The organism is Pedobacter sp. AC163, from assembly GCF_979258665.1.
Genome location: NZ_OZ409872.1, coordinates 3,646,036 through 3,669,351, shown reverse-complemented (window position 1 = coordinate 3,669,351; position 23,316 = coordinate 3,646,036). Strand labels below are relative to the sequence as shown.

The following is a 23,316-nucleotide window of genomic DNA, read 5'->3' as shown; positions in this document are numbered from 1 at the left end:
TATGACACCCCGCTTAAATTAATCCAAATCGAAACTTTTACCTTTAATAATCCGTTAATACACATACATGAGAGGTTTTCGTTTTTCTGATTATAAGCCTGGCGATACGCCACAAGGTGGGTTTGATGAGTTGCTGAAATTGTTTAGCGAACTGCTTAACTATACAGCAGGTGATGCGGCAGAGGCTTTAAGCTGGCTCAATGAACTCGACAAGCAATACAATTTAACAAATAATGATTATGGCATCGGGAATTTCATCGATGACCTGAAAGAAAAAGGCTACCTGACTGAAGACAATCAATCGGGAGAGTTTAAAATTACCGCCAAAACAGAACAAACTATCCGAAAATCGGCCTTGGACGAAATTTTTGGAAAGCTAAAAAAATCTGGCAGAGGGAATCACAATAGCAACCAATCGGGTATTGGTGAAGAGAAAAATGCCGATAGACGCGAGTATAGTTTTGGCGATAGTTTGGACCAGATCGATATGACTGCCTCTATCCAAAACGCTCAAATCAACCATGGAATTGGCGATTTTACCCTAACTGATAGAGATTTAGAGGTAGAGGAAAAGGATTTTAAAACACTTACCTCAACCGTGTTGATGATCGACATTTCGCATTCCATGATTTTATATGGGGAGGACAGAATTACTCCCGCCAAAAAAGTGGCAATGGCCTTAGCCGAACTTATTAAAACGAAGTACCCAAAAGATACTTTAGATATCGTGGTTTTTGGTAATGATGCCTGGCCGATTACTGTTAAAGATTTGCCTTACCTTCAAGTTGGCCCCTATCACACCAATACTTTTGCTGGTTTAGAGTTGGCTACAGATTTACTTCGCCGCCGCAAAACACATAATAAGCAAATTTTTATGATTACAGATGGCAAGCCAACCTGTTTGAAAGAAAATGGAAAGTACTACAAAAACAGCATGGGCCTTGACAGAAAGGTGATTAACAAAACCTTAAATATGGCTGCACAATGTAAGCGATTGAAAATTCCAATCACCACGTTTATGATTGCAAAAGACCCCTACCTTCAACAATTTGTTCGCCAGTTTACCGAAATTAATGGTGGAAGAGCTTTTTACAGCTCTCTAAACGGATTAGGTGAATACATTTTTGAAGATTACATTAAGAATAGAAGAAAGACTGTAAAATAGAAATAAGAACAAAGATAAAAGAGCAAAGATTATATTTTCACAATTATAACTTTAATCCTTTATCCTTACTCCAATATATGCAAAACACAACATTAGGCCAGTTAAAGGCAACAAATTATAAATCTCGGAGTGTAAAAGAAGAACTTAGAGAGAACTTAATCAAGGTACTTAGAGATAAGAAAACGGAATTCGAAGGAATTATCGGTTACGATGAAACGGTGATTCCGGAGTTGCAAACTGCAATTCTTTCCCGTCATAATATTTTACTTCTGGGTTTACGCGGACAGGCTAAAACACGTATTGCCCGTTTAATGGTAAACCTATTAGATGAATATGTTCCGTACGTTGCTGGAAGTGAAATTTTCGATGACCCATTGAACCCTATTTCATGGTATGCGAAAAACGAAATTGCTACTAAAGGTGATGAAACCGAGATTGCCTGGCTACACCGCAGCGAGCGTTATACGGAAAAATTGGCTACCCCTGATGTTACCGTTGCCGATTTAATTGGTGATGTCGATCCGATTAAGGCCGCTACTTTAAAACTGACTTACAACGATGAGCGTGTTATTCACTTCGGTTTAATTCCAAGAGCGCACCGCAGTATTTTCGTTATTAACGAATTGCCAGATCTGCAAGCTCGCATCCAGGTGGCTCTGTTTAACATGCTCCAGGAAAAAGATATACAAATTCGTGGTTTCAAACTCCGTTTGCCTTTGGATATCCAATTTGTGTTTACGGCAAATCCGGAAGATTACACCAATCGGGGAAGCATTGTTACACCGTTGAAAGATAGAATTGAAAGTCAGATTTTAACCCACTATCCGAAAAGCATCGAAATTTCCCGTAAAATTACTTTTCAAGAAGCCAAGCTCACCAGCGAGCAACGTGATAATATTGAAGCGGATGGGTTAGTTAAAGATTTAGTGGAGCAAATTGCTTTCGAGGCACGTAAAAGCGAATACATTGATCAGAAATCTGGGGTATCGGCAAGACTAACCATTTCAGCTTATGAAAATTTAATAAGCACAGCCGAAAGAAGGATGTTAATTTCTGGTGAGAAAAACACTTTTGTTCGTTTATCTGACTTGGCTGGGATTATCCCTGCTATTACCGGTAAAATAGAATTGGTTTACGAAGGTGAATTGGAAGGACCTGCACACGTGGCAACAACTTTAATTGGTAAGGCGGTTAAAACCTTATTTGCCCGCTATTTCCCTGATCCTGAAAAGGCGAAGAAAACAAAAACGGCTAATCCATATACCGAAATTACCGAGTGGTTTACTGAAGGAAATAATATCGATGTTACCGATACCTTGACCAATGCACAATACAAAAAGGCATTGATGCTGGTTCCAAGTTTATATGATACGGTAAAGAAATTTCATCCTAAATTAAGTGAAAACCAAACTCTTCTTTTAATGGAATTTGTGTTGCACGGCCTCGCAGAATATTCTCAATTGAGCAAAAACTATTTGAACGGAGGTTTTGGATTCTCAGACATGTTTGGCAGTTTATTTAATGCCGAGTTTGACGAAGAAGAAGATGAAGACGATTTTAGGTAGTAATTAATGAAAGATTTAATAACTTCTAGAATAAATTAAATGGAATTTAACGGATATCTTTTATCGCTGAGGCTAAATCGGCAAAATCTTCCAGAAAGATATCCGTTTAATATTCCTTGTTTAAAATCTTTTGAAGAACTGGTTTTTCATCCAAAAGTAACGTTTCTAACTGGTGAAAATGGAGTTGGCAAATCGACATTAACTGAGGCAATCGCCGTTAATCTTGGTTTCAATGCTGAAGGAGGAAGTAAGAATTTCAATTTCAAAAGTACTGAAACCCATTCCGATTTACACAACTATTTAACAATAGCCAAAAGTTTTAAAAAACCAAGAGATGGTTTTTTCTTAAGGGGTGAAAGTTTTTATAATGTTGCCAGCGAGATTGACAAACTTGATGAAGAAGTTGGAGGACCAAAAATCATTGACTCTTACGGTGGGCTTTCGTTGCATAAGCAATCTCATGGGCAGTCATTTTGGTCACTGTTTATGAATCGATTTAACGGAAATGGTGTTTATATTCTGGATGAACCCGAATCGGCACTTTCTGCGACAAAGCAAATTGCAATGTTATCCAAAATTAACAGCTTGGTTAATCAAAATGCCCAATTTATCATTACCACACATTCTCCAATATTGCTGGCATACCCAAATGCAGCAATTTATGAAATGGCTGACGAAGATATAACGAGGGTGAGCTATGAGGAAACTGAAGTTTATCGGGTTTACAAATCCTTTCTAGATAACCCTAACAGAATTCTAAACAGTTTATTGACTGCAAATACTTAATTTAGCAGGCCAATAGAGTACCCAAATTTTTAATTTAAATCGAACAACCCGAGTATGGGAAGACTTCCTTTCATCATCGTTGCCTGTATATTTATTATTGCATTCGATATTTATTGCTACAAAGCAATTGTTTCTGTTTTTAAAAACTTGAAACCACGCACCAAAAAGGTTTTTGGAATTTTATATTGGTCTTATAGTATTCTTTTAATTGTTGGCGTTTTCGCGGGAATTTATTTAAACCTGTTTCTTACTTTAAGAGCTATCATTTTAGTGGCTTTCTTTCTCACAGTAGCCTGCAAATTTGCAATGTTGCCATTTTTAGTGCTCGATGATTTACGAAGGTTATTCATAAAGATTTTCAGAAAAAAACCTATAGCAGAAGACCAGCCAATAAGCGAAGCAGAACCGATTTCACGTTCAGAGTTTCTAGTTAAAGCTGGTTTAGTAGCAGCAGCAGTTCCTTTAACTTCCTTAAGCTGGGGCATTATCTCTGGTGCTTACGATTATCAGGTGAGAAAGGTAAATCTAATTCTACCTAATCTTCCAAAAGCTTTCGATGGAATTACAATGGCCCAAATTTCCGATATCCATTCCGGTAGTTTTTATAACAAAACCGCGGTTAAAGGTGGCGTAGAAATGCTGATGGAAGAAAAACCTGACTTTGTTTTCTTCACCGGAGATTTAGTTAATAACCTCACCAATGAAGTTAAAGATTATCAAGATATTTTCGCAAAAGTGAAAGCGCCATTGGGCGTATATTCTTCTTTGGGTAACCATGATTATGGCGACTATTATTTTGGCAAAACATCATCTCCTGCAAAGGTTAAAAACCTAAAAGATATGGTTGATGTACATAAAATAATGGGTTACGATTTGTTGATGAACGAACACCGCAGGTTAAAAGTTGATGGTGAAGAAATTGGTATTTTAGGTATAGAAAACTGGGGAATGGGCCGTTTTCCAAAATATGGTAAAATGGAACTGGCCGTTCGAAACACTGATGACCTGCCAGTGAAATTATTGCTCAGTCACGACCCTTCACATTGGCGGGGTGAAGTGCTACAAAAATACCCGCAAATTGATGCAATGTTCAGTGGCCACACCCATGGAATGCAGTTTGGCGTTCGCTTAAAAGAATACCAATGGAGTCCGGTGCAATACATATATAAAGAATGGGCCGGATTGTATCAGGAGCAAAAACAACAGCTTTACGTTAACGTAGGCTATGGATTTTTAGGCTATCCGGGAAGAGTTGGAATTCTGCCAGAAATAACGGTATTTACTTTGAAAAGAGCGTAGAGAATTTTGAATTAGAAAATTGATGGAATGAGAGAATGTGCGATAACCTAAAACATTCTCTCATTCAAAACTCAATCATCCAATCATTTCTTATCCCGCATTAAAACGATAACCCACACCGCGAACGGTTTGCAGCAATTGCGGATTATCAGGATTCAATTCAATTTTTTTACGCAGGCGAACAATGTGCATATCCAATGTTCGGGTGTTAACATCAGAATTGTAACCCCAAACCACCAACATCAACTCATCGCGATTAATTACTTTTCCAGGATTGCGCAAGAAATAAAGCAAAATCCGGTTTTCTAAAATGGTAAGCTCAATTTTCTTTCCATCTCTAAATAAAGTATGAATATTCGGATGATGCTCCATGTTACCGAAACGGTGAATTTCTGCGGTATCTTTATTTACGATGAATTTTACTTTGCTTTCCAGCATCGCAACCAAAACATCCATATTAAATGGCTTGGTAATGTAATCTGATGCGCCAAAGTTATAAGCATCAATTTTATCAACATCCTGTGCCTTAGCCGTCATCATAATGATTAGATTTTCGAAACCTTGTTTACGAACACTTTCACAAACCTCGGCACCTTGCTTTCCTGGCATCATCCAGTCCAATAAAACAATATCTGGCTGGTCGGCTATAATCATCCGCTCACCCGATTCGCCATCATTGGCTTCTAAAACATTATAGCCTTCAGTTTTTAAACGATGTGCGACTAAAAAGCGAAGATTTTCATCATCCTCAACAATTAATATTTTTACTTCTTTAGACATTTTTGTGTGTTTATATGTTGTAAAGTTCAAAGGTTGAGATGTTAACCATGGCAAACAAAATCACAACATTCAGACTTTATAGTATTTTAATTTTCAATGCATTAAGCTCAAATAGCCTCAATCGCATTTCTACTTTTAACTTTCTACTTTGAACTATTGTAAGGCAGCACAATTTTAAACTCCGTGCCATTCCCCACTTTGCTCTTAACCGAGATTTCTCCCTGCATAAAGTTAACCAGTTCTTTACAAAATGCCAAACCTAAGCCTACACTTCCCATTTGGTTGTATTCATTCTGTATCCTGAAAAACTTTTTAAATATATTGTTTAATTCAGATGCCGGAATACCAATTCCTTTATCCGCAAACCTAAAAACCAAAACACCCTTAATTAGCTTTGCGCTAATGTGAAGTATCTTGTGAGCAGGTTTAGAATATTTATAAGCGTTTTCTGCTAAATTATCGAAAAGGCTTCCTAATAACACCGGGTCTGTAATAAAGGTTTTAAACCCTACAACTTCATAAGTAATTTTAAAATCAGGATGTTTTAACGTGTGCGATTCAATTGTACTTTCGATGAAGTCTTCAATATTTACCTGCTCCTGGTTAAGCTTTATGGCTTTGTTTTCAATTTGAGTAAAAGCCAGTAACTTGTTCATTAAGCCATTGAGTTTATCCGCTTCTTCATCTAAAATTTTTCCATAAAGTTGCTGTTCTTTTTGACTTAATGCAGTTGCACTTTTAATGTTGTTGCCTGCAATTTTAATTACACTAACCGGTGTTTTAAACTCATGGGTAAGGTTGTTGACAAAATCATATTGAAGCTTAAACATTTTACTGTTGATGTTGAGATTACGATAGATTAGAAAAGCTACCAACAACAATACGCCATACACCAAAAGCAATACTAAAGCAATCGGCATAAAGTAAATAAATATCTCTTTTTTGATATATGATTTTGACGAGGTGAAATATAATTTGAAATCAGAAAATGCACCCGGCAGCGCAATTTCAGTAGTCATATTCTCATCAGAGGTATCAATTGGGTCATAGGTTAATGGCTCAACTTCAATCTTTTGATACAACAATGGTCTTGTATTAATTACCTTGATCTTATTTGGGTCAAGTTGAAATACCAACATATCCTGCTGATAAACCGGCAAAGGGTTCAGCTTATGGCGCATCATATCCTTGTAGATTTTTAGATCTTCGCGTCGGGGAATGTTTAGGTAAGTGATTTTATTTGATTTTACCACAGAAAAATTCGTGAAAAGTTCTTCCTGGGTGGGTACAGCTGCAGTATCTAATAGGTCTACAAAGGTTACCAGCTTGTAAGCCATTGCATTAAAATCATCTCCAACTTTAAAAGAACGTGTATCATATTCAGAAAACAGTTTTACCGAATCTGGTGCTACGGTTTTACCAAATTGATAGATGGATTTCGGTCCGATGGATAGATTACCAACGTTCATCCCGTCTTTCACAGCAACGTTTTTTACCTCAGTATCATAAAAAGTAACTTTCGAGATAAATGGATATTTAATCGTTACCGTATCTACAAATTTTGCCGCAGTTGCAGAATCCAAAAAGCCATTATAATATGAAATTTCAGGCATTTTGTTCTGAAAAAAATCGTTATAAGCTTTAATGCTTTGCTCTAAAACGTTTACTTTTTCTGATACAAATTCGTTTTCAATAGACTTTTTACTGAAATTAAAAGCCAAAAATAATGATAGAATAAATAGAATCGAGATGAGAACAATAAAGGTAACGCCAAGCGAGAAATTTTTGCGATAACCACTTTTTTTGTCGAGGGCCATAATTTATTTCTTGCTCAGATTTGTTTTTAAAAACTCTTCCAACGCTTTATACAATGCAGTTCTTCCTTGCTGGCGTAATACAGGGTTTGGCCCTTCTTCTTTCTCAATATAGGTAACTGGCACATTTCTCTTTTTCAATTCCTTAATAAACTGAACACCTTCTGCTACATTTACCCGTGGATCTTTAGGGTTTTGCGCAATAAAAACCGGCGTTTTAAAACGATCGGCATGGAATACGGGTGATGCAAAACGCATATAATCTGTATCGGTTACCGGATTGCCAACAATTTCATAATACATTTGCAGGTTCGATTTTAAAAACGGAGGAATGGTTTTCAGATAACTAAACAAGTTAATTACTCCAGAATTTGATCCGCCGCAGCTGTAAAGATCGGGATTTTTATACAAACAGTTTAATGCAATATAACCACCAAAACCATTCCCATAAATAGCCACTTTTTTAGGATTTGCGATTTGCTTTTCGATTAGCCAACGCACACCATCGTTTACATCTTCCTGTATCTTATCGCTCCACTGCTTAAAACCAGCTGCATAAAATGATTTACCATAACCCGTCGATCCTCTGTAGTTTACCTGCAAAACAGCATAACCCCGACTGGCCAAAAACTGTACTTCAGCATTATAACCCCAACTATTTCTTCCCCCCGGCCCATTATGCGGCAATACCACAACAGGCAAATTTGTTGCTTTTTTGTTTTTCGGGAGCGTGAGGTACCCATTAATGGTTAAACTATCGCGACTTTTGAAACTAATCGGCTTCATATCGCACATCATCTCTTCTTTAATGGAAGAATTGATATCAGTGAGTTTTTTTAATTTATTATCACCTGCAGTGTATAAGTAGTACGAACCTGGGCTTTTATCGGTAAAAGTTCTAATTACAAAAACTTTTTCCTGCTTGTCTTTATCCATTATCCGCCATTCGGAGCCTGGCAAATTTAAATCAATTTTACTGTAGGTATCTCTAGAATCGCTATCCAGATAGTATTTTTGCTTCTTCCAGGTTTCGCAGGTTACAAACAGCATTTTCTTTTTTGCCCGTGAATATCTCGCATCCACTACATTCAAAGTGTCGTTTGCAAACAGCACTTTCTTTTCTTTACCTGTTTTCAAATCAAGAGAAACTAGCGCATTTTTATCCCTATTCACATTCGATATCGCATAAAGCACATTTGGCTCTTGCTCTGAAAATGCCACAGGTCGGAAAGTGGTTTCAAAATTGTTGCTGAAAACCGGCTGAAACGACTGATTTTCATTTTCGCGATATAAAAGTGTTTCGTTTACACCATCACTGGCGATAGCAATTTTTAAGACACCTTTATTATCAGTCATCCATTCGGTAATATTCCCTGGATTTTTAGCCGCGATATCCATTTGGCCATTCCTCACATTTAAACGATAAACATCAAACACTGTAGAATCTCTTTTATTGGATGCAACAATGATATATTTATCATCAATAAGCTGATCTTCAATAACCTTTAGACGTGTTTTTTCATTTGCACTAAGTTGTACCTGCTTGCTTCCATCTTTGTTAATTACAAAAATATCCGAACGCCGGTCTTTAGATTCATCTTCAGTGTAATAGATCAATTCATTATTGCTTGTCCAAAAATGAAAACTGATTGTTTTTTCAGTTAAATGCGTCAGCTGAACACTATTTCCAGTGGCCAGATCTTCAACAAAGAGATCGAGTTTCTTATCCTGAAGTTTCAAGTACGATAAACTTTTACCATCCGGAGAGATGTGATAATAAGCTTTATCAAACGTTTTAAAAAAATCATCTACAGGTATAGTCTCCCCCTTTTGCGGATTCTTACATCCCCAAACTGAAGCTATTAAAACAAATAGAATAATTCTTTTTAACATAAATTAATTTCTCACGGGATGACAAAAATAAGGAACCCTGTTAGTTTACTATGCTTTACACCAACAATGTTACTTATCAAAATGAGATGCCAACGGGCTCAATTTAGTATTTAAAAAATAGAGACAAAATAAATTGCAGGTAACATTATTATTGGAATTAATAAGCCTTTGCCTTAGCTTTCAACTAAATCCATTTAGTTAATGTTTACCAATCGGGTTTTTAGCTTTCAGCCTTTTTAATTACTTTTAAACCTTATAATTGGCATAATGAATAGACTAATCGTATTTGTATTTTTCTTGTTAACATTAGGTGCTAATGCGCAAGTTTTACGGCTAAATCCACCTATTACTGCCGATAATACGTCGTTAATTATTCAATATTATCGTGATGGGGAATATGAAAAAGCTGTCGTTTTATTAGAGAAAGTTTTTGCCAGCCCAAATAATGAAGGCTATTTTGATATTTATTTCAATTCTCTTTTAAAATTAAAACGTTACGATGTTGCCGAAAAAGCTGTAAAGAAGCTCATTCGCCAAAGTCCAGAAAATGATGCCTATCCTGTTGCATTAGGCAAGCTCTATCAAGAAAAGTGCGATATTCAGGCAGCTAATAAAATTTTTAATGAGGTTATTAATAAATTACCGAAGGATGAGTTTAAAATCCGTAGTCTGGCCAATAGCTTTTATAGATTTGAAAATTATGATTTCGCTGTTCAAACTTTTAAACAAGGCAGGAAAATACTGGGTAATGATGAGTTTTTTGTTTACGAGCTTTTAAACATCTACCGTTTTAAAAAGGATAAACTCATGCTCATGCAGGAATATCTAGATGCATTGGCCACACTCCCACAGTTACTGCCACAAGCGCAAGCCATCTTGCCTGTAATTTTTGATGACAAGGCCGATTATCAAACCTTTCAGACAGGTATTTTAAAAAAGATTCAAAGATTTCCAGATGCAGAGGTTTACATCCAGTTATTAACCTGGAATTACATTCAACAGCAAGAGTTCGACATGGCTTTGCGCCAGCTGATTGCTTTTGATAAACGCACTAAGGCCGATGGCGGCACTTTGTTTAATGCGATATATACTTTCGTTGATAATAGCGCTTATGAAACTGCTATCAAAGCTTATGAGTACCTGCTCACTAAAGGTAAGGATAACCCATACTATTTACCATCCAAAATTGAACTGTTAAATACCAAATACAATATCCAAACTACTGGCAAACCAATTTTAGCAGACCTTAATTTATTAGCCAAAGATTATCAAACTCTGCTAGATGAAAATGGAAAAAATAAAAACACTTTATTCGCGATTAAGAAATTAGCGAATCTGCATGCATATTATTTAAATCAGGCTGAGAAGGCCGAAAAAGGTTTAGAAGAAGCTTTGCAAATGCCAGGATTAAGTAGCCAGGATCTTGGCCAGCTGAAACTTGATTTGGGTGATGTTTACATTCTTACCAACCAACCTTGGGAGGCCTTTTTGGTATATGAGCAAGTGAGTAAACAGTTTGAAGGTCAATCCATAGGAAACGAGGCTCGTTTTCGAAGTGCAAAACTTTCCTTTTATCAGGGTAATTTTGAATACAGTAATGGCCAATGCCAGGTATTAAAGGCTGCGACCTCACAATTAATCGCTAACGATGCTTTGAATTTAAGTCTATTAATTTCTGATAATATTCAAACCCCTACAGATAGTAATGCTTTGAAAATGTACGCTGATGCAGAGATGTTGATTTTTAGAAATTTACCGGCAAAAGCAGTCAATAAGCTAGATAGTATAGCCATTGCTTATCCGCAAAATGGCCTTGCTGATGCAGTCATGATGACCAAGGCAAAAATCTTTATTAAATCAAACGAATTCCAAAAAGCTGCAGAGATTCTAAAAAAAGTAAGCGAAGATTTTAAAGATGGTATCTGGACTGATGATGCGCTGTTTACACTTGGCGATTTGTACGAGAAAAAACTGAACGACATTGTACAGGCTAAACTTTATTTCCAAAAACTGATTACCGATTATCCCGGCAGCATGTTCAGTGCAGAAGCCCGCAAAAGGTTTAGAAACTTACGGGGAGATGGGGTTTAATGCAGCATTAGTTCGAAAAGATAATCAACAAAAACCGTAAATTAACTTCTGTTTAATGCTCCACTATGATAGAAACCGATCGGCTTATTTTAAAACCATTGCTTCATGATCAACTATTAAAATATATTCTCGATGATCATTCCCTTGAAAAAGAATTCGGACTTTTACCTACCAAAAAAAATATTTCGAAATCGTTACACGATGCACTTCAGCAAACTATTTTACCCAACGTTTTCGATAAAGATAAAGACTATCTCTATCACACCTTGTGGGTAATTATTTCTAAATCAGACCAAAAAATGGTTGGCGATATTTGCTTTGTTGGCGAACCCGACGCTGATGGAGAAATTGAAATTGGCTATGGCACTTACGAAGATTTTAGGGGCAAAGGCTTTATGACCGAGGCAGTGGGCAGAATAATTGAATGGGCAAGAGAACAACCAAAGGTTAAATCAATTTATGCTGCTACTGAAAAGAGTAATGTAGCCTCCTATTCCATTCTGGAAAAAAACCATTTTGTAAATATTGGTGAGGTAGATGATATGTTAAGTTGGGAAATCGAATTAAAATGATTGCTAAACGACAATCTCGAAGAGACTTAAACTGATTCCCTCATAGTGTTTAGGCAAACCTTCCGATTTTTCGAGTGTAACTACGCCAACATAATCAAAACCGCAGCCAGTATAATATGCTAAAAGCTTCTCATTATCAGCCCAGGTATCCATACGAATATATTTGATATCGTTTTTGGCTGCATAACCTTTTGCCCACTTGATAATTTCTTTTACGAAAGAACAACCACGATAAGCAGGGTGCGTAACGATACGATGAATGTAAATTGAATCGTGGTCGCGGTCGCCCCAAATGAGTTGATCATTAAAGGTTACTGCAAATACACAAGCTACTTCGCCATCAACTAAAATTTTAAATTGGCGGTTATCTGTAATTTCCGTTTCTACCAACTCCCTGCTAAAGCCTTGCCAGTGTTTGTTAAATACTTTTTTTTGATGAGCAACGGCCATATCGTAAAAGTCGAAAATGGTATCTATATCTAAAAGCTGGCTATTTTTTACTTCGATTTGCATGGTGTAAATGTAAAAAGATTGATTTTGGCTTGCAGTAATTTGAAAAATATCTCTTTGTGATTTGTTTCTAACTTCACCATGATGGTAAAAAAACAGGGGCCGTTTTCCTATAGAATGCGACCCCTGCTTATCTTATCATAACTTTGTTATACTTCTGTTAACCTCAGTCTTTCCTGCTTATTTCTGTCGGAAAAATATTTGAATTGGCGATCCTGAAAAATCAAAATTCTCTCTTAATTTATTCTCAATGAAACGTTTATATGGATCTTTAATATATTGAGGCAAATTACAGAAGAATGCAAACATTGGCGAGGTACCGTTAATTTGCGTAATGTATTTTATTTTAATGTGTTTACCTTTCAATGCCGGAGGGGGAAACTTTTCGATCAACGGCAACATTACATCATTTAATTTCGATGTAGGAATTTTCTTTCCACGGTTTTTGTAAACCTCTAAAGCAGCTTCAATTGCTTTGAAAATACGTTGTTTATTTAATACCGAAGTAAATACAATAGGCACATCGGTAAACGGACGAATACGCTCGTGAATTTGCTCCTCGAAAGCTTTCATTGTTTGTGTATTTTTCTCAATCAAATCCCATTTGTTGATTAAGATTACGATACCTTTCTTATTTTTTTCAGCAAGGTGGAAAATATTAATATCCTGACTTTCGATACCTTCTACCGCATCAATCATCAATACCACTACATCAGCCTCTTCCAAAGCTTTGATGGTACGCATTACCGAATAAAATTCTAAGTTTTCTTTAACCTTGGTTTTTTTACGCAATCCCGCAGTATCAATCAGCATAAATTCATGCCCAAATTGGTTATAATGAATTTTGATCGAATCGCGGGTGGTACCAGCATTTGCAGTTACAATATTGCGTTCTTTCCCGATTAAAGCATTAACCAAAGATGATTTACCTACATTTGGGCGACCAGCAATGGTAATTTTTGGCAGTTGATTTTCTTCTTCAGGGATATCTTCGAAATTTTTAACGATTTCGTCTAACAACTCACCCGTACCGGAACCAGTCATTGATGATAGTGGATACACTTCGCCTAAACCAAAGCCATAAAAAGTATGGATTTCATTGTACAGTGCAGTATTATCTACTTTGTTTGCGCAAACAAAAACAGGTTTCTTACTTCTGCGTAAAACCTGGGCAATATCATCATCCAAATCGGTAATGCCTGTCGTTACATCAACCATGAATACTAAAATGCTTGCTTCTTCAATAGCAATCATTACCTGCTCGCGAATGGCCGCTTCGTAAACATCTTCAGAATTGGCTACGTAACCACCGGTATCAATTACGGTAAATTGCTTGTCCGTCCACTCGCCAACGCCGTAGTGTCTGTCGCGGGTTACGCCGCTCATATCATCTACAATTGCCTTGCGACTTTCAGTTAATCTATTAAAAAGGGTGCTTTTGCCTACGTTTGGCCTGCCTACGATGGCGATAATATTACTCATTTTGTATTTATGATTGTAAATTTACGATTGTAGATTTTCTATCACAAACGTAAAAATTGTTAAGTCTATATCAATTAGCCATTGATTATCAACTCCTAACCGATTTATTTCGGGCTGCAAAGGTACGGTTAATTATCGTAACCAAAGCTCTTTAGGTAATTCTTTTTGCTTCTCCAATCAGGAATTACTTTTACAAACAACTCTAAAAACACTTTCGAATCCAAAAATTTCTCTACTTCCAAACGGGCTTCTGTACCTACTTTTTTAAGCATGCTGCCACCAGTACCAATTAAAATATTTTTTTGTGAGTCGCGTTCTACCACAATCTCAGCCATGATCCGAACCATGCTACCTTTACCGTTTTTAAGTTCTTCTTCCTTAAAACTTTTAACAATTACCTCGGTACTGTAAGGAATTTCTTTCTGGTAGTTCAAGAAAATCTTTTCGCGGATGATCTCCGAAACGAAGAAACGCTCCGAGCGGTCGGTCAATTCTTCCTTATCATAATAAGCCGGATGTTCAGGCAATAACTGCAAAACATGATCTAAAATTCCATCTACATTATGTTTATGTAAGGCCGAAATGGCATAAATAGAAATGGGATTTAGCTTTTCTTGCCAATAAGCAATTTTTTCATCAACCTGCTCTTGCAACGCTTTGTCGATTTTATTAATCAACACGATTGTAGGAATATCACGGTTTAGTATTTTCTCTAAAACATCATCTTCATCATGCGTTTCGTTGATGTCTGTAACGAATAAAAGTACATCGGCATCGGTCAAAGATCCGTTCACAAAGCTCATCATACTCTCTTGCAAAGAGTATTTTGGCTTAATAATACCCGGAGTATCAGAAAAAACGATCTGATAATCTTCCTCATTTACGATACCTAAAATACGATGTCTTGTGGTTTGCGCTTTAGGAGTTATGATGCTAAGTCGCTCGCCAACAAGCACATTCATTAGGGTAGATTTGCCAACATTGGGTTTACCTATTATACTAACAAAACCTGCTTTATGCGCCATAGAAATATTTTTAAAAAAAAATTTGCAGCACAAAGAAACGAATTATATCTTTGCATTCCAATTCGGAAACAGAGTTAAGGATTTAATTCAAGTGAAAAAACGAGTTGTATATAATGCGGGGTGGAGCAGTTGGTAGCTCGTCGGGCTCATAACCCGAAGGTCGCACGTTCGAGTCGTGTCCCCGCTACCAAGTAGTCTGAAGTCGTCAGTACCAAGTCCGAAGTCTTATTGACTCAAGACTGAGAACTAAAGACTCAAGACTGATTTAATGGCCCGTTCGTCTAGGGGTGAGGACGCCAGATTTTCATTCTGGAAACAGGGGTTCGATTCCCCTACGGGCTACGAAACCGCTTAATTAAATGGCGGTTTTTTTATCAGTTTCAACACTGCAAAATTGAGGTTGGTAATACCGTAAAAATACAATGTAATGCGGGGTGGAGCAGTTGGTAGCTCGTCGGGCTCATAACCCGAAGGTCGCACGTTCGAGTCGTGTCCCCGCTACTAAGTAGTCTGAAGTCGTCAGTACCAAGTCCAAAGTCTTATTGACTCAAGACTGAGAACTAAAGATTCAAGACTGATTTTAATGGCCCGTTCGTCTAGGGGTGAGGACGCCAGATTTTCATTCTGGAAACAGGGGTTCGATTCCCCTACGGGCTACAGAAAGCGATTTGTTCATTCAAATCGCTTTTTTATTTTGAGCACTAATTCTTTCCCAACCTTCAAACTTTAGGATGCGCCCGATTACCAACAGACTTATCATAATCTTTTGAATTATCCTTAAAATAAAATCCATAGCTGATAATCAGCACCACGATTGCGATGCCTAATATTAACAGGGTAGCACTGCTTTTTATTACGGTTTGCAGGCTCACCACTTCGATATTCCAAATTCTTAAACCCAATATGCCTACAAAGGCGATAACAAGAAGAACAATAAAAATTCCAATAATCTTTTTCATAACGGTTTCTTTAAAACTTATTTAGCCATTCTGTTTTCTTTTGATCAAACTCCTGTTGCGTAATAATACCCTCATCTAAAAGAAGTTTTAGCTGTTGCAATTTCGCAACCGGGTCGGCAGCAGAATTGTCAATCTGTTCGTTGCGTATAGTATCGAAAGTTTTTCCAATCTCCATACCTACCCCAAACTGTAAACCTGCTCCTGCCAAACCGCCTTCATTCCGGGCGGCATCTCTTAAGGCTCTTAACTTTTCAAGCTCTACATAAGTTAAACCACCTTCTCCTGCAGCCATAGCATCGGCAGTAATATCTGCAATCTTTCCAATTCGTTCTTTTGTGGCCTCATCAAACACTGTCCCATTAAGTTTGAAATCCGTTAAAACGAAACCCAGGTTACTTACCTCATTATTAATCTGATCTTTTATATTTTGCGAAAGCAGTGGCAGTTGCGCATCAATGTTTTGATAAGATACGCTACCTTGTGCTAGTGAAGAGGCAATGCCTTGCGGAAAACGACTTTGGAGCATTTGCCTTGCATCAAGAACAGTGTATTGATCTGACGAGCCAATTACATTACTGAATAAATGTTTTGCATCAGCTATCTTAAACGAAAACGAACCATTTGCACCAAGCTCAACTGGAATCTTATAAACGGGATCAATGTATTTAATCGCTTGAACGGTACCCCATCCCTGGTTTACATTTTCTGATGTACGGTAGAAATAAATTTTCAGTTTGTGTTCACTTTCAAAAGCAGTACGCAATTTCAATAGCGTGGTAATGAAAGGATGGTTATCAGTTTCCAGATCATAAATGCCCTCTGCTGTAATTTCATCGGTTAGCTTCCCTTCGTAAACCAACAAGGCACCCTGCCCTGGCCCTAGAATTAATTTACTGGCATTTTTAAGTTCATCGTTACCAGATGGAAATTTGTATACTAAAATCTCTGGATTTTGATTATCCCACTCAATTACCTGAGATAGCTGGTTTTTGAAAAAGTTTATTATTCCCATGGTTTACCTTAATTTAAATTCTTTAATTAATTTTCCATCCATCCCAATAGCGAGGAGGAAATTGCCTGCTCTGACCACAAATCCATCTTTATACCGAATGCCATCAAGGAAATTTTCATGAGTTGGAACTGGATAGCTAAAGATTAACTTACCGTTTTTTGCATCAATGCATTGAATATTAGTTGGTGATTTATCTGCCGGGGTTTTATCGGTAGCGATAACTACATAGTCGTTATCACTAAATAGAATTTTAGGATCAAAATACACCCTGCCTGGGGTGAGATCGGTGTAAGAACGGAGGACATCCCAAAGAAAATAGTTGAGTATTTTTTTACCTCTATAATTCATCCAGCTTAAATGCACATAATAATCAGGTCCGCCCTCATTATCTTTCATGGTATATTTAAACAATTGTATTTTCTCTTCAGGGTAATCATCACTATGCAACGAAAACTTATATTGTGTTTTTAGCTTTTCATTTATTTCTTCTTTCTCAAAAGCAGGTTGGCTGGCGCTCATTTCATCTTTGTTGTAAATTTTATCAATCAATGGGAAAAAGAAAACATTTATACCCTCGTTACTCATTAAGTTAAAGGCTTCCCCGTTGCTATCATATGCAAACTCTGCGTTTGCAATACCACTTGCCAGCGCTGTATGATTTTTAAATAAGCTTTGCGTTACATCAATTGGTGAATAATTTTCTTTATCGATTTTATAGATGGTTGTTTTATTGACGATGGCATATAAATCGCCGTTGCTAAATTGTTTTAATTTAAAATTGTTACTATTCGAAATACTAAAAGTCCCTATTTTTTGTGTCTTAAGTTCTTTATCTGATATCAAATCGTAAAAACTAATATATGTACCTGTTTCATTTTCATCATCATTACCCGAATACCTGCGGGCGCCAACAACAACAACAATGGGCTGTCCATTTTTATCAGCATAAGCCAACTGCTCTTGAGAATACCAATTAAATTCTGGCCGAACATATTCGTTAACATTTTTGCTTTTTTTGCCTACAAAAAGTAATGGAACTATCAATGCAACAACGAAAAATGCAGCGACTACCGAGCCAATGATTAGACCGATTTTTTTACCTCCTCCTGTATTAATTTGAGGGGTATTGTAATTTATATTGTGGTTAATGTTGATGTCGTCATTATCCAAAAAATATTCGGTGTTGCAACTGCTGCAAATAAAATGATCAGCCTTGATTTCTGTTTTACCTATGCTGCCACAGTGCGGACATTTAATTGCTTTAATTTGTTTTGCCATTTATGGTAAAATATTTAATTCGTTCCACATCAATGTTCAATATTAAAGCCATCATCGTTATGTTTGTTTCCAAAATGTATATGTGTTTATATCTGTTTATTATTTGTGAGGTATGTATTGATATTCGTTTCTGATGTTCAGCTTAATGGCTTGCTATTTATTAGAAATGTGGTTTCCGATCTAGATTTCGTCTGAAAATAACTACATTAACAATCCATCAATTACCTGGTATGCGAAGAATTAATATCATCGAGGCAACCCAAAACGATTATGAAATATTGATCAAAGTATGGGAAGCATCCGTAAGGGCAACACATCATTTTTTAAGCGAGAGGGATATTCTAACTTATAAGCAACTGATTTTATCCAAATATTTCGATCTAGTTGATCTATTTTGTTTCAAAGCGCATGATGTTATCCTGGGATTTTTAGGTTTATCAAATGATAATATTCAAATGCTATTTATTGATCCAAGTGCAAGAGGCAAAGGAATTGGTAAAGAATTGATGAAATTTGCGATCGAAGAAAAGAAGGCAACAAAGGTGGATGTAAACGAGCAAAATGAACAAGCGGTAGGCTTTTATAAACATTTGGGCTTCGTTATAATGGAACGCTTTGAAAACGATGATGCAGGTAAACCGTACCCTATTTTAGCTATGGAGTTAGCAAAATAAAATTGTTTGATAAACGGTCAGCAATTACCTGTTGGCGTTTACTATTACCAAATTATTGCTGAAGGAGGTAGTAAAAAATTATCGGGTAGTGTGCTTATTGTACGATAGCCAGAAAGAAAATATCTTCAAAAGCTTCTAAACTTGGTTTAGAAACCACAACTTTTAACAGCCACGCCAAAGATAAAGTACCATCCGTTTTCAATCTGAAAATCTGTGACTAATTTTTCATTATTGGCGGATCTCCTCATTTGCTTAAGCATTATTTCATTGAAATATAGTCAGGCCCTTAGAACTTTCAATCCTGTAGAATGTTGTTATTCATATTCATTTAATAAGAAGATAATGGCAAAGGAAAAGAAGAAAAAGGACAGCAAGAAAAAGGGCGGAAAGAAGAAAGACAAAAAAACAAAGAAAAAAGGTCAGAAGAAGAATAAGCTTGGCGTAAAAAATTCGTTGGTTAATAACATCAATGCCCGTAAAAAGAAGGGCAAATCCCGCTCAAAAAAGAAATCGAAGATTAGCAAGAAAGCTTATAAAAAAATGCAAAATGGCTGGAAGAAAAAGTAAGCTAAAAGAATTGTACCAAATGATTTTAATATAGCGCTAAAAAAGTGAAAATCTACACCGATATCAAAAGGGTATTACTTTCCCAAAGGATAGCAGCATCCTTTGTGAAAGTTATTAACTTTATACCATGGCTTTTAACAGAGAAATTCACACCCGGGAAACTTGTAATACCAGTTTAAATGCAGTACGAGATGCCCTTTATGTTTTAAATGGAAAATGGAAGTTGCCATTGATATTAACTCTTCAGGATGGCCCGAAACGTTTTAATGAAATTCAAAAGTCGTTAGGTGATATTACCCCTAAAATTTTATCGAAAGAATTGAAGGAATTGGAACTGAACGAATTTGTACTGCGTAAAGTGTTCGCTACCACTCCTGTGACTGTTACTTACGAACTCACTGCATACAGTGGATCTTTAGATAAAGTGATTGACGAACTTAGAAATTGGGGAATGCAACACCGCGAAAGATTAGTGGCCAGCAGAAAGACTGATGGTATTTTAGAAGAAGTTGAAGCTTAAATGAACAGGATAAGTTTCATACTCTCCACCCCAATAAAACTCTCCTCTTTTCGGACTTATAAAAGTTTAAATTCCCTATTTACATGATTATCTGTAATATCGGTTATCTTTGCCCAAAATAAAAGCGATGGCGGTATTACATAAAAAAGAAGAAAAAATTCAGGCAGTGCTGGGTAGGTTGCCTAAAAAATATACAGACGAGCAATTTGTAGAGATGTTTATCAGACTTTATTCGAAGGATTGGGGCAAAATTAAATCGGCTTACATTAAACAATCTCAAGATAAAGAACCTGGCCACATCATTAATATGCCAAAGCCAGAGGTTTATTTAAGACAGATTTTAGTTAACTACTTACAAAATGTAGATGCTCCTAAAGCTGCAGAAGCCAAAGAAGAAATGAAAGTTGAGGCTCCTGCCGTTGAGCGTAAAGCACCAGCTAAGAAAAAAGACGTGACAGCCGAAGAAGCTATTGCTGAACCAAAAAAAGCTAAAGCACCTGTAAAAAAGAAAACAGAAGTTACTGATGAAGAAATTGTTGCAGCACCAAAGAAGGTTAAAGCACCAGCTAAGAAAAAAGAGGTTGCAGAAGAAACAGTTGCAGAAGTAAAAAAAACCAAAGCGCCAGCTAAGAAAAAAGTTGTGGTTGAGGAAGAAATAGTAGCTACTGAAAAGAAACCTAAGGCGGCAGCAAAGAAGCCCGCAGCAAAAAAATAAAAATATTTTCTGCTCAATATAATAAATCGGCTTTTTAGCTGTTTATATATTTGAGAGCGTTAATTTAGATGACGGGGATAGGTCGGTATGATTTATCCCCGTTCTTTTTTAACAGGATTTTTTTTACTCGTTCCGCTGAATTTATTTCGGCATTTTATAGCATGAAAAATGCTAAAACACATTCCCATTGCCGACTAAACAAAAAAAAAGCCGTCCCGAATGGAACGACTTCAACAATTAAACTAACCTGCAAATTACTTATCAATCATTTTATAATAACGAACATAATCTACTTCCATTTTTTGTGGCCAGATGGAAGCATCTACACCTTGAGCTCCTCCCCAATCGCCACCAACAGCAATGTTTAAAAGCAAATGGAATTTTTTATCGAAAGGCCAGGTTTTGTATCCCGTTCCCTCATTGGCAAACTCGAAAACTTTAACATCATCGAAGTAGCCTCGAATGGCATAGGGCGTCCAATCAACACGGTATAAATGAAAGGCAGTGCTCACGTCATCAATTTTCTTAGTACTCGATTTTTGGGTGTTAATTTTAAAATAATAAGCTTCGGTATGCGTAGTAAAATGAACCATATCCTGGTCGTAACCTACATGCTCCATAATATCAATTTCTCCCGATTTTGGCCAATCTCCGTAGAAACGGTCGGTGGGTAACATCCAGATGGCTGGCCATGTTCCTTTTCCAAAAGGCAGCTTCGCTTTTATTTCGAAACGCCCATATAAAGCATCCAGCTTATTTCTGGTTACCATTCTAGCTGATGAATAATCTCTTCCACCCATACTTTCTTTCTTCGCTGTGATGGTTAGAAGCCCGCCCGCCACATTGGCATTATTGGTAGTGTTGGTATAAAACTGGAGTTCGTTGTTGCCCCAGCCACTTCCACCGGTATCGTAATCCCAATTGCTTGTCAACGGTGCTCCGGTATTCGTAAATTCATCGGCCCAGGTTGGTGAGGTTTCAAACGTCCATCCTTTATCTACCGGCGGCCCCGCAGGTGTTGGCGGAACATATACCAAACCATTATCATCAGTGCCTTTAGAACATGAACTTAACCCAATTACAGCAAAAGCAAATGCAGCAAAAATCTGTTTCGTGAAATATTTTCTTGTCTTGATCATCATATCGATATATAAAGATCAGCTGGCCTTAAAATCCAACTGATCTAGCACAATTTTATTTGAATTCGAAGTCATCTATGTAAAAGAGCCCTGGGTTTGGATGCCCTTCTCCACCAAGCTGAACCACAATTTTATCGTAGAGCGTTTGCCCGCTGATACCTGAAAAATCGAACTCTAGTTGCGTCCATGTATTATATTGAACAGCCGTTAATGTTTTCACAATTTCGGTTTGAGTTTGCCAGGCATTGCCACCCAGCAAAGAGTTTTGTAGTTTTACTGAAACGGTTGCTGGTGTTTTAGTAAAATCATTTCCGCCAGGGAAGAAAACTTTTAACCTCACCTTATTTGTAGTGGCTAAGTTAAATCGATATGGCAGGGTTACGTTTAAATTCCCATACTGACCATCGCCTCCGGCTTTTTTCTCATAATAACCCACTTTTGCAGATGTATTTACTGGGAACTTGGCAGGATTATCATAAGGCCTAACAAAATCTACATTCTCTGCAGTCCAGGTAAAATTTGCCGTAGTTTGGAAATCATCACTTAAATTGGCCGCTTGCAATGGTTTTTGAATTATAGGCCGCACATAACCTTTTTTAACGAGTTTCAAATACCAGGCATTTCCAGCATTTGCTTTATCTAAACAACGCAGCCACATTTCATTCTCGTTTAACGATAAAATTTGATATTGAGATACGCCCAAATAATAACTGATAAAACCTCCGCCAGAAATAGTTAAGTATTTTACTCCATTGGTTTCTGTTACCAACCAGGTTAAGTTAGTTGCCGGCGTATAGTTTACCGTTGGATCATTTGATCCAGCCGGGCCACCAATTCCAGGCGCATTTGCAGCATTGGCAAAGGTTGTTCCTTTATTATCGTAGGTATATTTTAAGGCATTCATGTTAAAGGTCATCTCGTCGTCGTAAAAACCCTGTCCGTTTTTTTCATCTGCCGCAGCCTGATACCAATCGGGTGCTTGCGAAGTAATTGGACCAACACCTAAATGACCTGCAGATTTTTGATCAATAACCCAGGTGAAACCTGCAGCATTGGATAAGCCACCAGATAATGTGGTAAAGGCTGGATCAGTAAGCATAGCAGGATTTGTTGCTGCAATCACTACCGTTTTGGTACTCGAAACAGAACCTCCTGCAGTTGCAATTGTTAATTTTACGGTGTAAGTTCCGGCGAGCGGATAAGAAGCAGTCACCGTATTTCCATCAGCTGTAGCGCCATTGCCAAGATCCCACAGGGCCTTAAAACCAGGAGATTGATTGACTAATGTAACCACATTGGCATTTGTTGTGGTTGGCGTAACCGTAAATTTCACTTGATCTGCCGTTGGTGCAGCATCCAGCTCTTTATCGTTATTTTCTTTTTTGCAAGCGCTAAAGCTTAGCACAAACAGCAGGCTTAAAAACCCAGCTGTTTGTTTAATGATATAATTTAATTTCATGATATACCTAA

At 37.1% G+C, this 23,316-nt stretch carries 21 protein-coding genes and 4 tRNA genes; 14 read left to right on the top strand and 11 right to left on the bottom strand.

All coding sequences use genetic code 11. The features are described from left to right. The first annotated feature begins 67 nt into the window (after positions 1 to 67). From ACZZZK_RS15935 to ACZZZK_RS15920, 4 genes are all read left to right on the top strand, one after another. Positions 68 to 1,165, top strand: a complete 1,098-nt coding sequence (locus ACZZZK_RS15935) for a vWA domain-containing protein (RefSeq protein WP_463484996.1) — start codon at positions 68 to 70, stop codon at positions 1,163 to 1,165. Between the two features lie 77 nt (positions 1,166 to 1,242). After that, positions 1,243 to 2,730, top strand: a complete 1,488-nt coding sequence (locus ACZZZK_RS15930) for a magnesium chelatase (RefSeq protein ID WP_463484995.1) — start codon at positions 1,243 to 1,245, stop codon at positions 2,728 to 2,730. Between the two features lie 39 nt (positions 2,731 to 2,769). After that, a complete protein-coding gene (locus ACZZZK_RS15925; protein ID WP_463484994.1) occupies positions 2,770 to 3,516 on the top strand; it encodes an AAA family ATPase in 747 nt (248 codons plus the stop codon). Positions 3,517 to 3,570: 54 nt separating this feature from the next. Next, complete coding sequence (locus ACZZZK_RS15920; RefSeq protein WP_463484993.1) at positions 3,571 to 4,815, top strand: metallophosphoesterase; 1,245 nt, start codon at positions 3,571 to 3,573, stop codon at positions 4,813 to 4,815. 90 nt (positions 4,816 to 4,905) lie between these two features. Here the strand turns inward: ACZZZK_RS15920 and ACZZZK_RS15915 are convergent, their stop codons facing one another. The 3 genes from ACZZZK_RS15915 to ACZZZK_RS15905 all read right to left on the bottom strand — a co-directional run bounded on the left by ACZZZK_RS15915 (position 4,906) and on the right by ACZZZK_RS15905 (position 9,302). Beyond that, positions 4,906 to 5,595, bottom strand: coding sequence for a response regulator transcription factor (locus tag ACZZZK_RS15915; RefSeq protein WP_056848356.1), 690 nt, complete (start codon positions 5,593 to 5,595; stop codon positions 4,906 to 4,908). Positions 5,596 to 5,738: 143 nt separating this feature from the next. Further along, a complete protein-coding gene (locus ACZZZK_RS15910) occupies positions 5,739 to 7,412 on the bottom strand; it encodes a sensor histidine kinase (protein WP_463484992.1) in 1,674 nt (557 codons plus the stop codon). Between the two features lie 3 nt (positions 7,413 to 7,415). Continuing rightward, positions 7,416 to 9,302, bottom strand: coding sequence for a S9 family peptidase (locus ACZZZK_RS15905; RefSeq protein ID WP_463484991.1), 1,887 nt, complete (start codon positions 9,300 to 9,302; stop codon positions 7,416 to 7,418). A 267-nt stretch (positions 9,303 to 9,569) separates the two neighbouring features. On the opposite strand from ACZZZK_RS15905, the gene ACZZZK_RS15900 reads away from it, so the two are divergent. Both ACZZZK_RS15900 and ACZZZK_RS15895 read left to right on the top strand, forming a co-directional pair. Further along, entirely contained in the window at positions 9,570 to 11,393 is a 1,824-nt protein-coding gene (locus ACZZZK_RS15900; RefSeq protein WP_463484990.1) for a tetratricopeptide repeat protein, read from the top strand. A 65-nt stretch (positions 11,394 to 11,458) separates the two neighbouring features. Then, positions 11,459 to 11,965, top strand: coding sequence for a GNAT family N-acetyltransferase (locus tag ACZZZK_RS15895; protein WP_463484989.1), 507 nt, complete (start codon positions 11,459 to 11,461; stop codon positions 11,963 to 11,965). Between the two features lie 3 nt (positions 11,966 to 11,968). Here ACZZZK_RS15895 and ACZZZK_RS15890 read toward each other — a convergent pair whose 3' ends face one another. From ACZZZK_RS15890 to era, 3 genes are all read right to left on the bottom strand, one after another. Then, positions 11,969 to 12,478, bottom strand: coding sequence for a GNAT family N-acetyltransferase (locus ACZZZK_RS15890; RefSeq protein WP_463484988.1), 510 nt, complete (start codon positions 12,476 to 12,478; stop codon positions 11,969 to 11,971). Between the two features lie 177 nt (positions 12,479 to 12,655). Continuing rightward, entirely contained in the window at positions 12,656 to 13,957 is a 1,302-nt protein-coding gene (gene der, locus ACZZZK_RS15885; RefSeq protein ID WP_463484987.1) for a ribosome biogenesis GTPase Der, read from the bottom strand. 128 nt (positions 13,958 to 14,085) lie between these two features. Continuing rightward, the gene (era, locus tag ACZZZK_RS15880) at positions 14,086 to 14,982 is read right to left on the bottom strand and encodes a GTPase Era (RefSeq protein WP_463484986.1); all 897 of its coding nucleotides are present in this window, start codon (positions 14,980 to 14,982) and stop codon (positions 14,086 to 14,088) included. Positions 14,983 to 15,096: 114 nt separating this feature from the next. Here era and ACZZZK_RS15875 point away from each other — a divergent pair. The 4 genes from ACZZZK_RS15875 (at position 15,097) to ACZZZK_RS15860 (ending at position 15,639) form a co-directional block, all read left to right on the top strand. Further along, a tRNA-Met gene (locus tag ACZZZK_RS15875) sits at positions 15,097 to 15,172 on the top strand. 80 nt (positions 15,173 to 15,252) lie between these two features. Then, positions 15,253 to 15,324 (top strand) — tRNA-Glu (locus tag ACZZZK_RS15870). A gap of 86 nt (positions 15,325 to 15,410) precedes the next feature. Further along, positions 15,411 to 15,483, top strand: a tRNA-Met gene (locus tag ACZZZK_RS15865). 84 nt (positions 15,484 to 15,567) lie between these two features. After that, positions 15,568 to 15,639: transfer RNA gene (locus ACZZZK_RS15860), tRNA-Glu, on the top strand. A 62-nt stretch (positions 15,640 to 15,701) separates the two neighbouring features. Here ACZZZK_RS15860 and ACZZZK_RS15855 read toward each other — a convergent pair. From ACZZZK_RS15855 to ACZZZK_RS15845, 3 genes are read right to left on the bottom strand one after another with little or no spacing between them, the layout of a single operon-like run. Further along, positions 15,702 to 15,941 carry a hypothetical protein gene (locus tag ACZZZK_RS15855; protein WP_463484985.1) on the bottom strand — a complete coding sequence of 80 codons (240 nt, stop codon included), beginning with the start codon at positions 15,939 to 15,941 and terminating at the stop codon, positions 15,702 to 15,704. A gap of 10 nt (positions 15,942 to 15,951) precedes the next feature. Continuing rightward, positions 15,952 to 16,953: an SPFH domain-containing protein gene (locus ACZZZK_RS15850; RefSeq protein WP_463484984.1), complete on the bottom strand. Its 1,002-nt coding sequence runs from the start codon at positions 16,951 to 16,953 to the stop codon at positions 15,952 to 15,954. A 3-nt stretch (positions 16,954 to 16,956) separates the two neighbouring features. Next, positions 16,957 to 18,231 (bottom strand): hypothetical protein, encoded by a 1,275-nt coding sequence (locus ACZZZK_RS15845; protein ID WP_463484983.1) that lies wholly within the window; start codon positions 18,229 to 18,231, stop codon positions 16,957 to 16,959. 230 nt (positions 18,232 to 18,461) lie between these two features. On the opposite strand from ACZZZK_RS15845, the gene ACZZZK_RS15840 reads away from it, so the two are divergent. From ACZZZK_RS15840 to ACZZZK_RS15825, 4 genes are all read left to right on the top strand, one after another. Then, on the top strand, positions 18,462 to 18,905 hold the full coding sequence (locus ACZZZK_RS15840; RefSeq protein ID WP_463484982.1) for a GNAT family N-acetyltransferase: 444 nt from the start codon (positions 18,462 to 18,464) through the stop codon (positions 18,903 to 18,905). 342 nt (positions 18,906 to 19,247) lie between these two features. After that, on the top strand, positions 19,248 to 19,472 hold the full coding sequence (locus tag ACZZZK_RS15835; protein WP_463484981.1) for a hypothetical protein: 225 nt from the start codon (positions 19,248 to 19,250) through the stop codon (positions 19,470 to 19,472). A 127-nt stretch (positions 19,473 to 19,599) separates the two neighbouring features. Beyond that, entirely contained in the window at positions 19,600 to 19,992 is a 393-nt protein-coding gene (locus ACZZZK_RS15830) for a winged helix-turn-helix transcriptional regulator (protein WP_463484980.1), read from the top strand. A gap of 127 nt (positions 19,993 to 20,119) precedes the next feature. Next, positions 20,120 to 20,707 carry a hypothetical protein gene (locus ACZZZK_RS15825; RefSeq protein ID WP_463484979.1) on the top strand — a complete coding sequence of 196 codons (588 nt, stop codon included), beginning with the start codon at positions 20,120 to 20,122 and terminating at the stop codon, positions 20,705 to 20,707. 254 nt (positions 20,708 to 20,961) lie between these two features. On the opposite strand, the gene ACZZZK_RS15820 is transcribed toward ACZZZK_RS15825, so the two are convergent. Then, complete coding sequence (locus ACZZZK_RS15820; protein WP_463484978.1) at positions 20,962 to 21,849, bottom strand: glycoside hydrolase family 16 protein; 888 nt, start codon at positions 21,847 to 21,849, stop codon at positions 20,962 to 20,964. A 52-nt stretch (positions 21,850 to 21,901) separates the two neighbouring features. Beyond that, entirely contained in the window at positions 21,902 to 23,305 is a 1,404-nt protein-coding gene (locus tag ACZZZK_RS15815) for a PKD domain-containing protein (RefSeq protein WP_463484977.1), read from the bottom strand. Between the last annotated feature and the right edge of the window lie 11 nt (positions 23,306 to 23,316).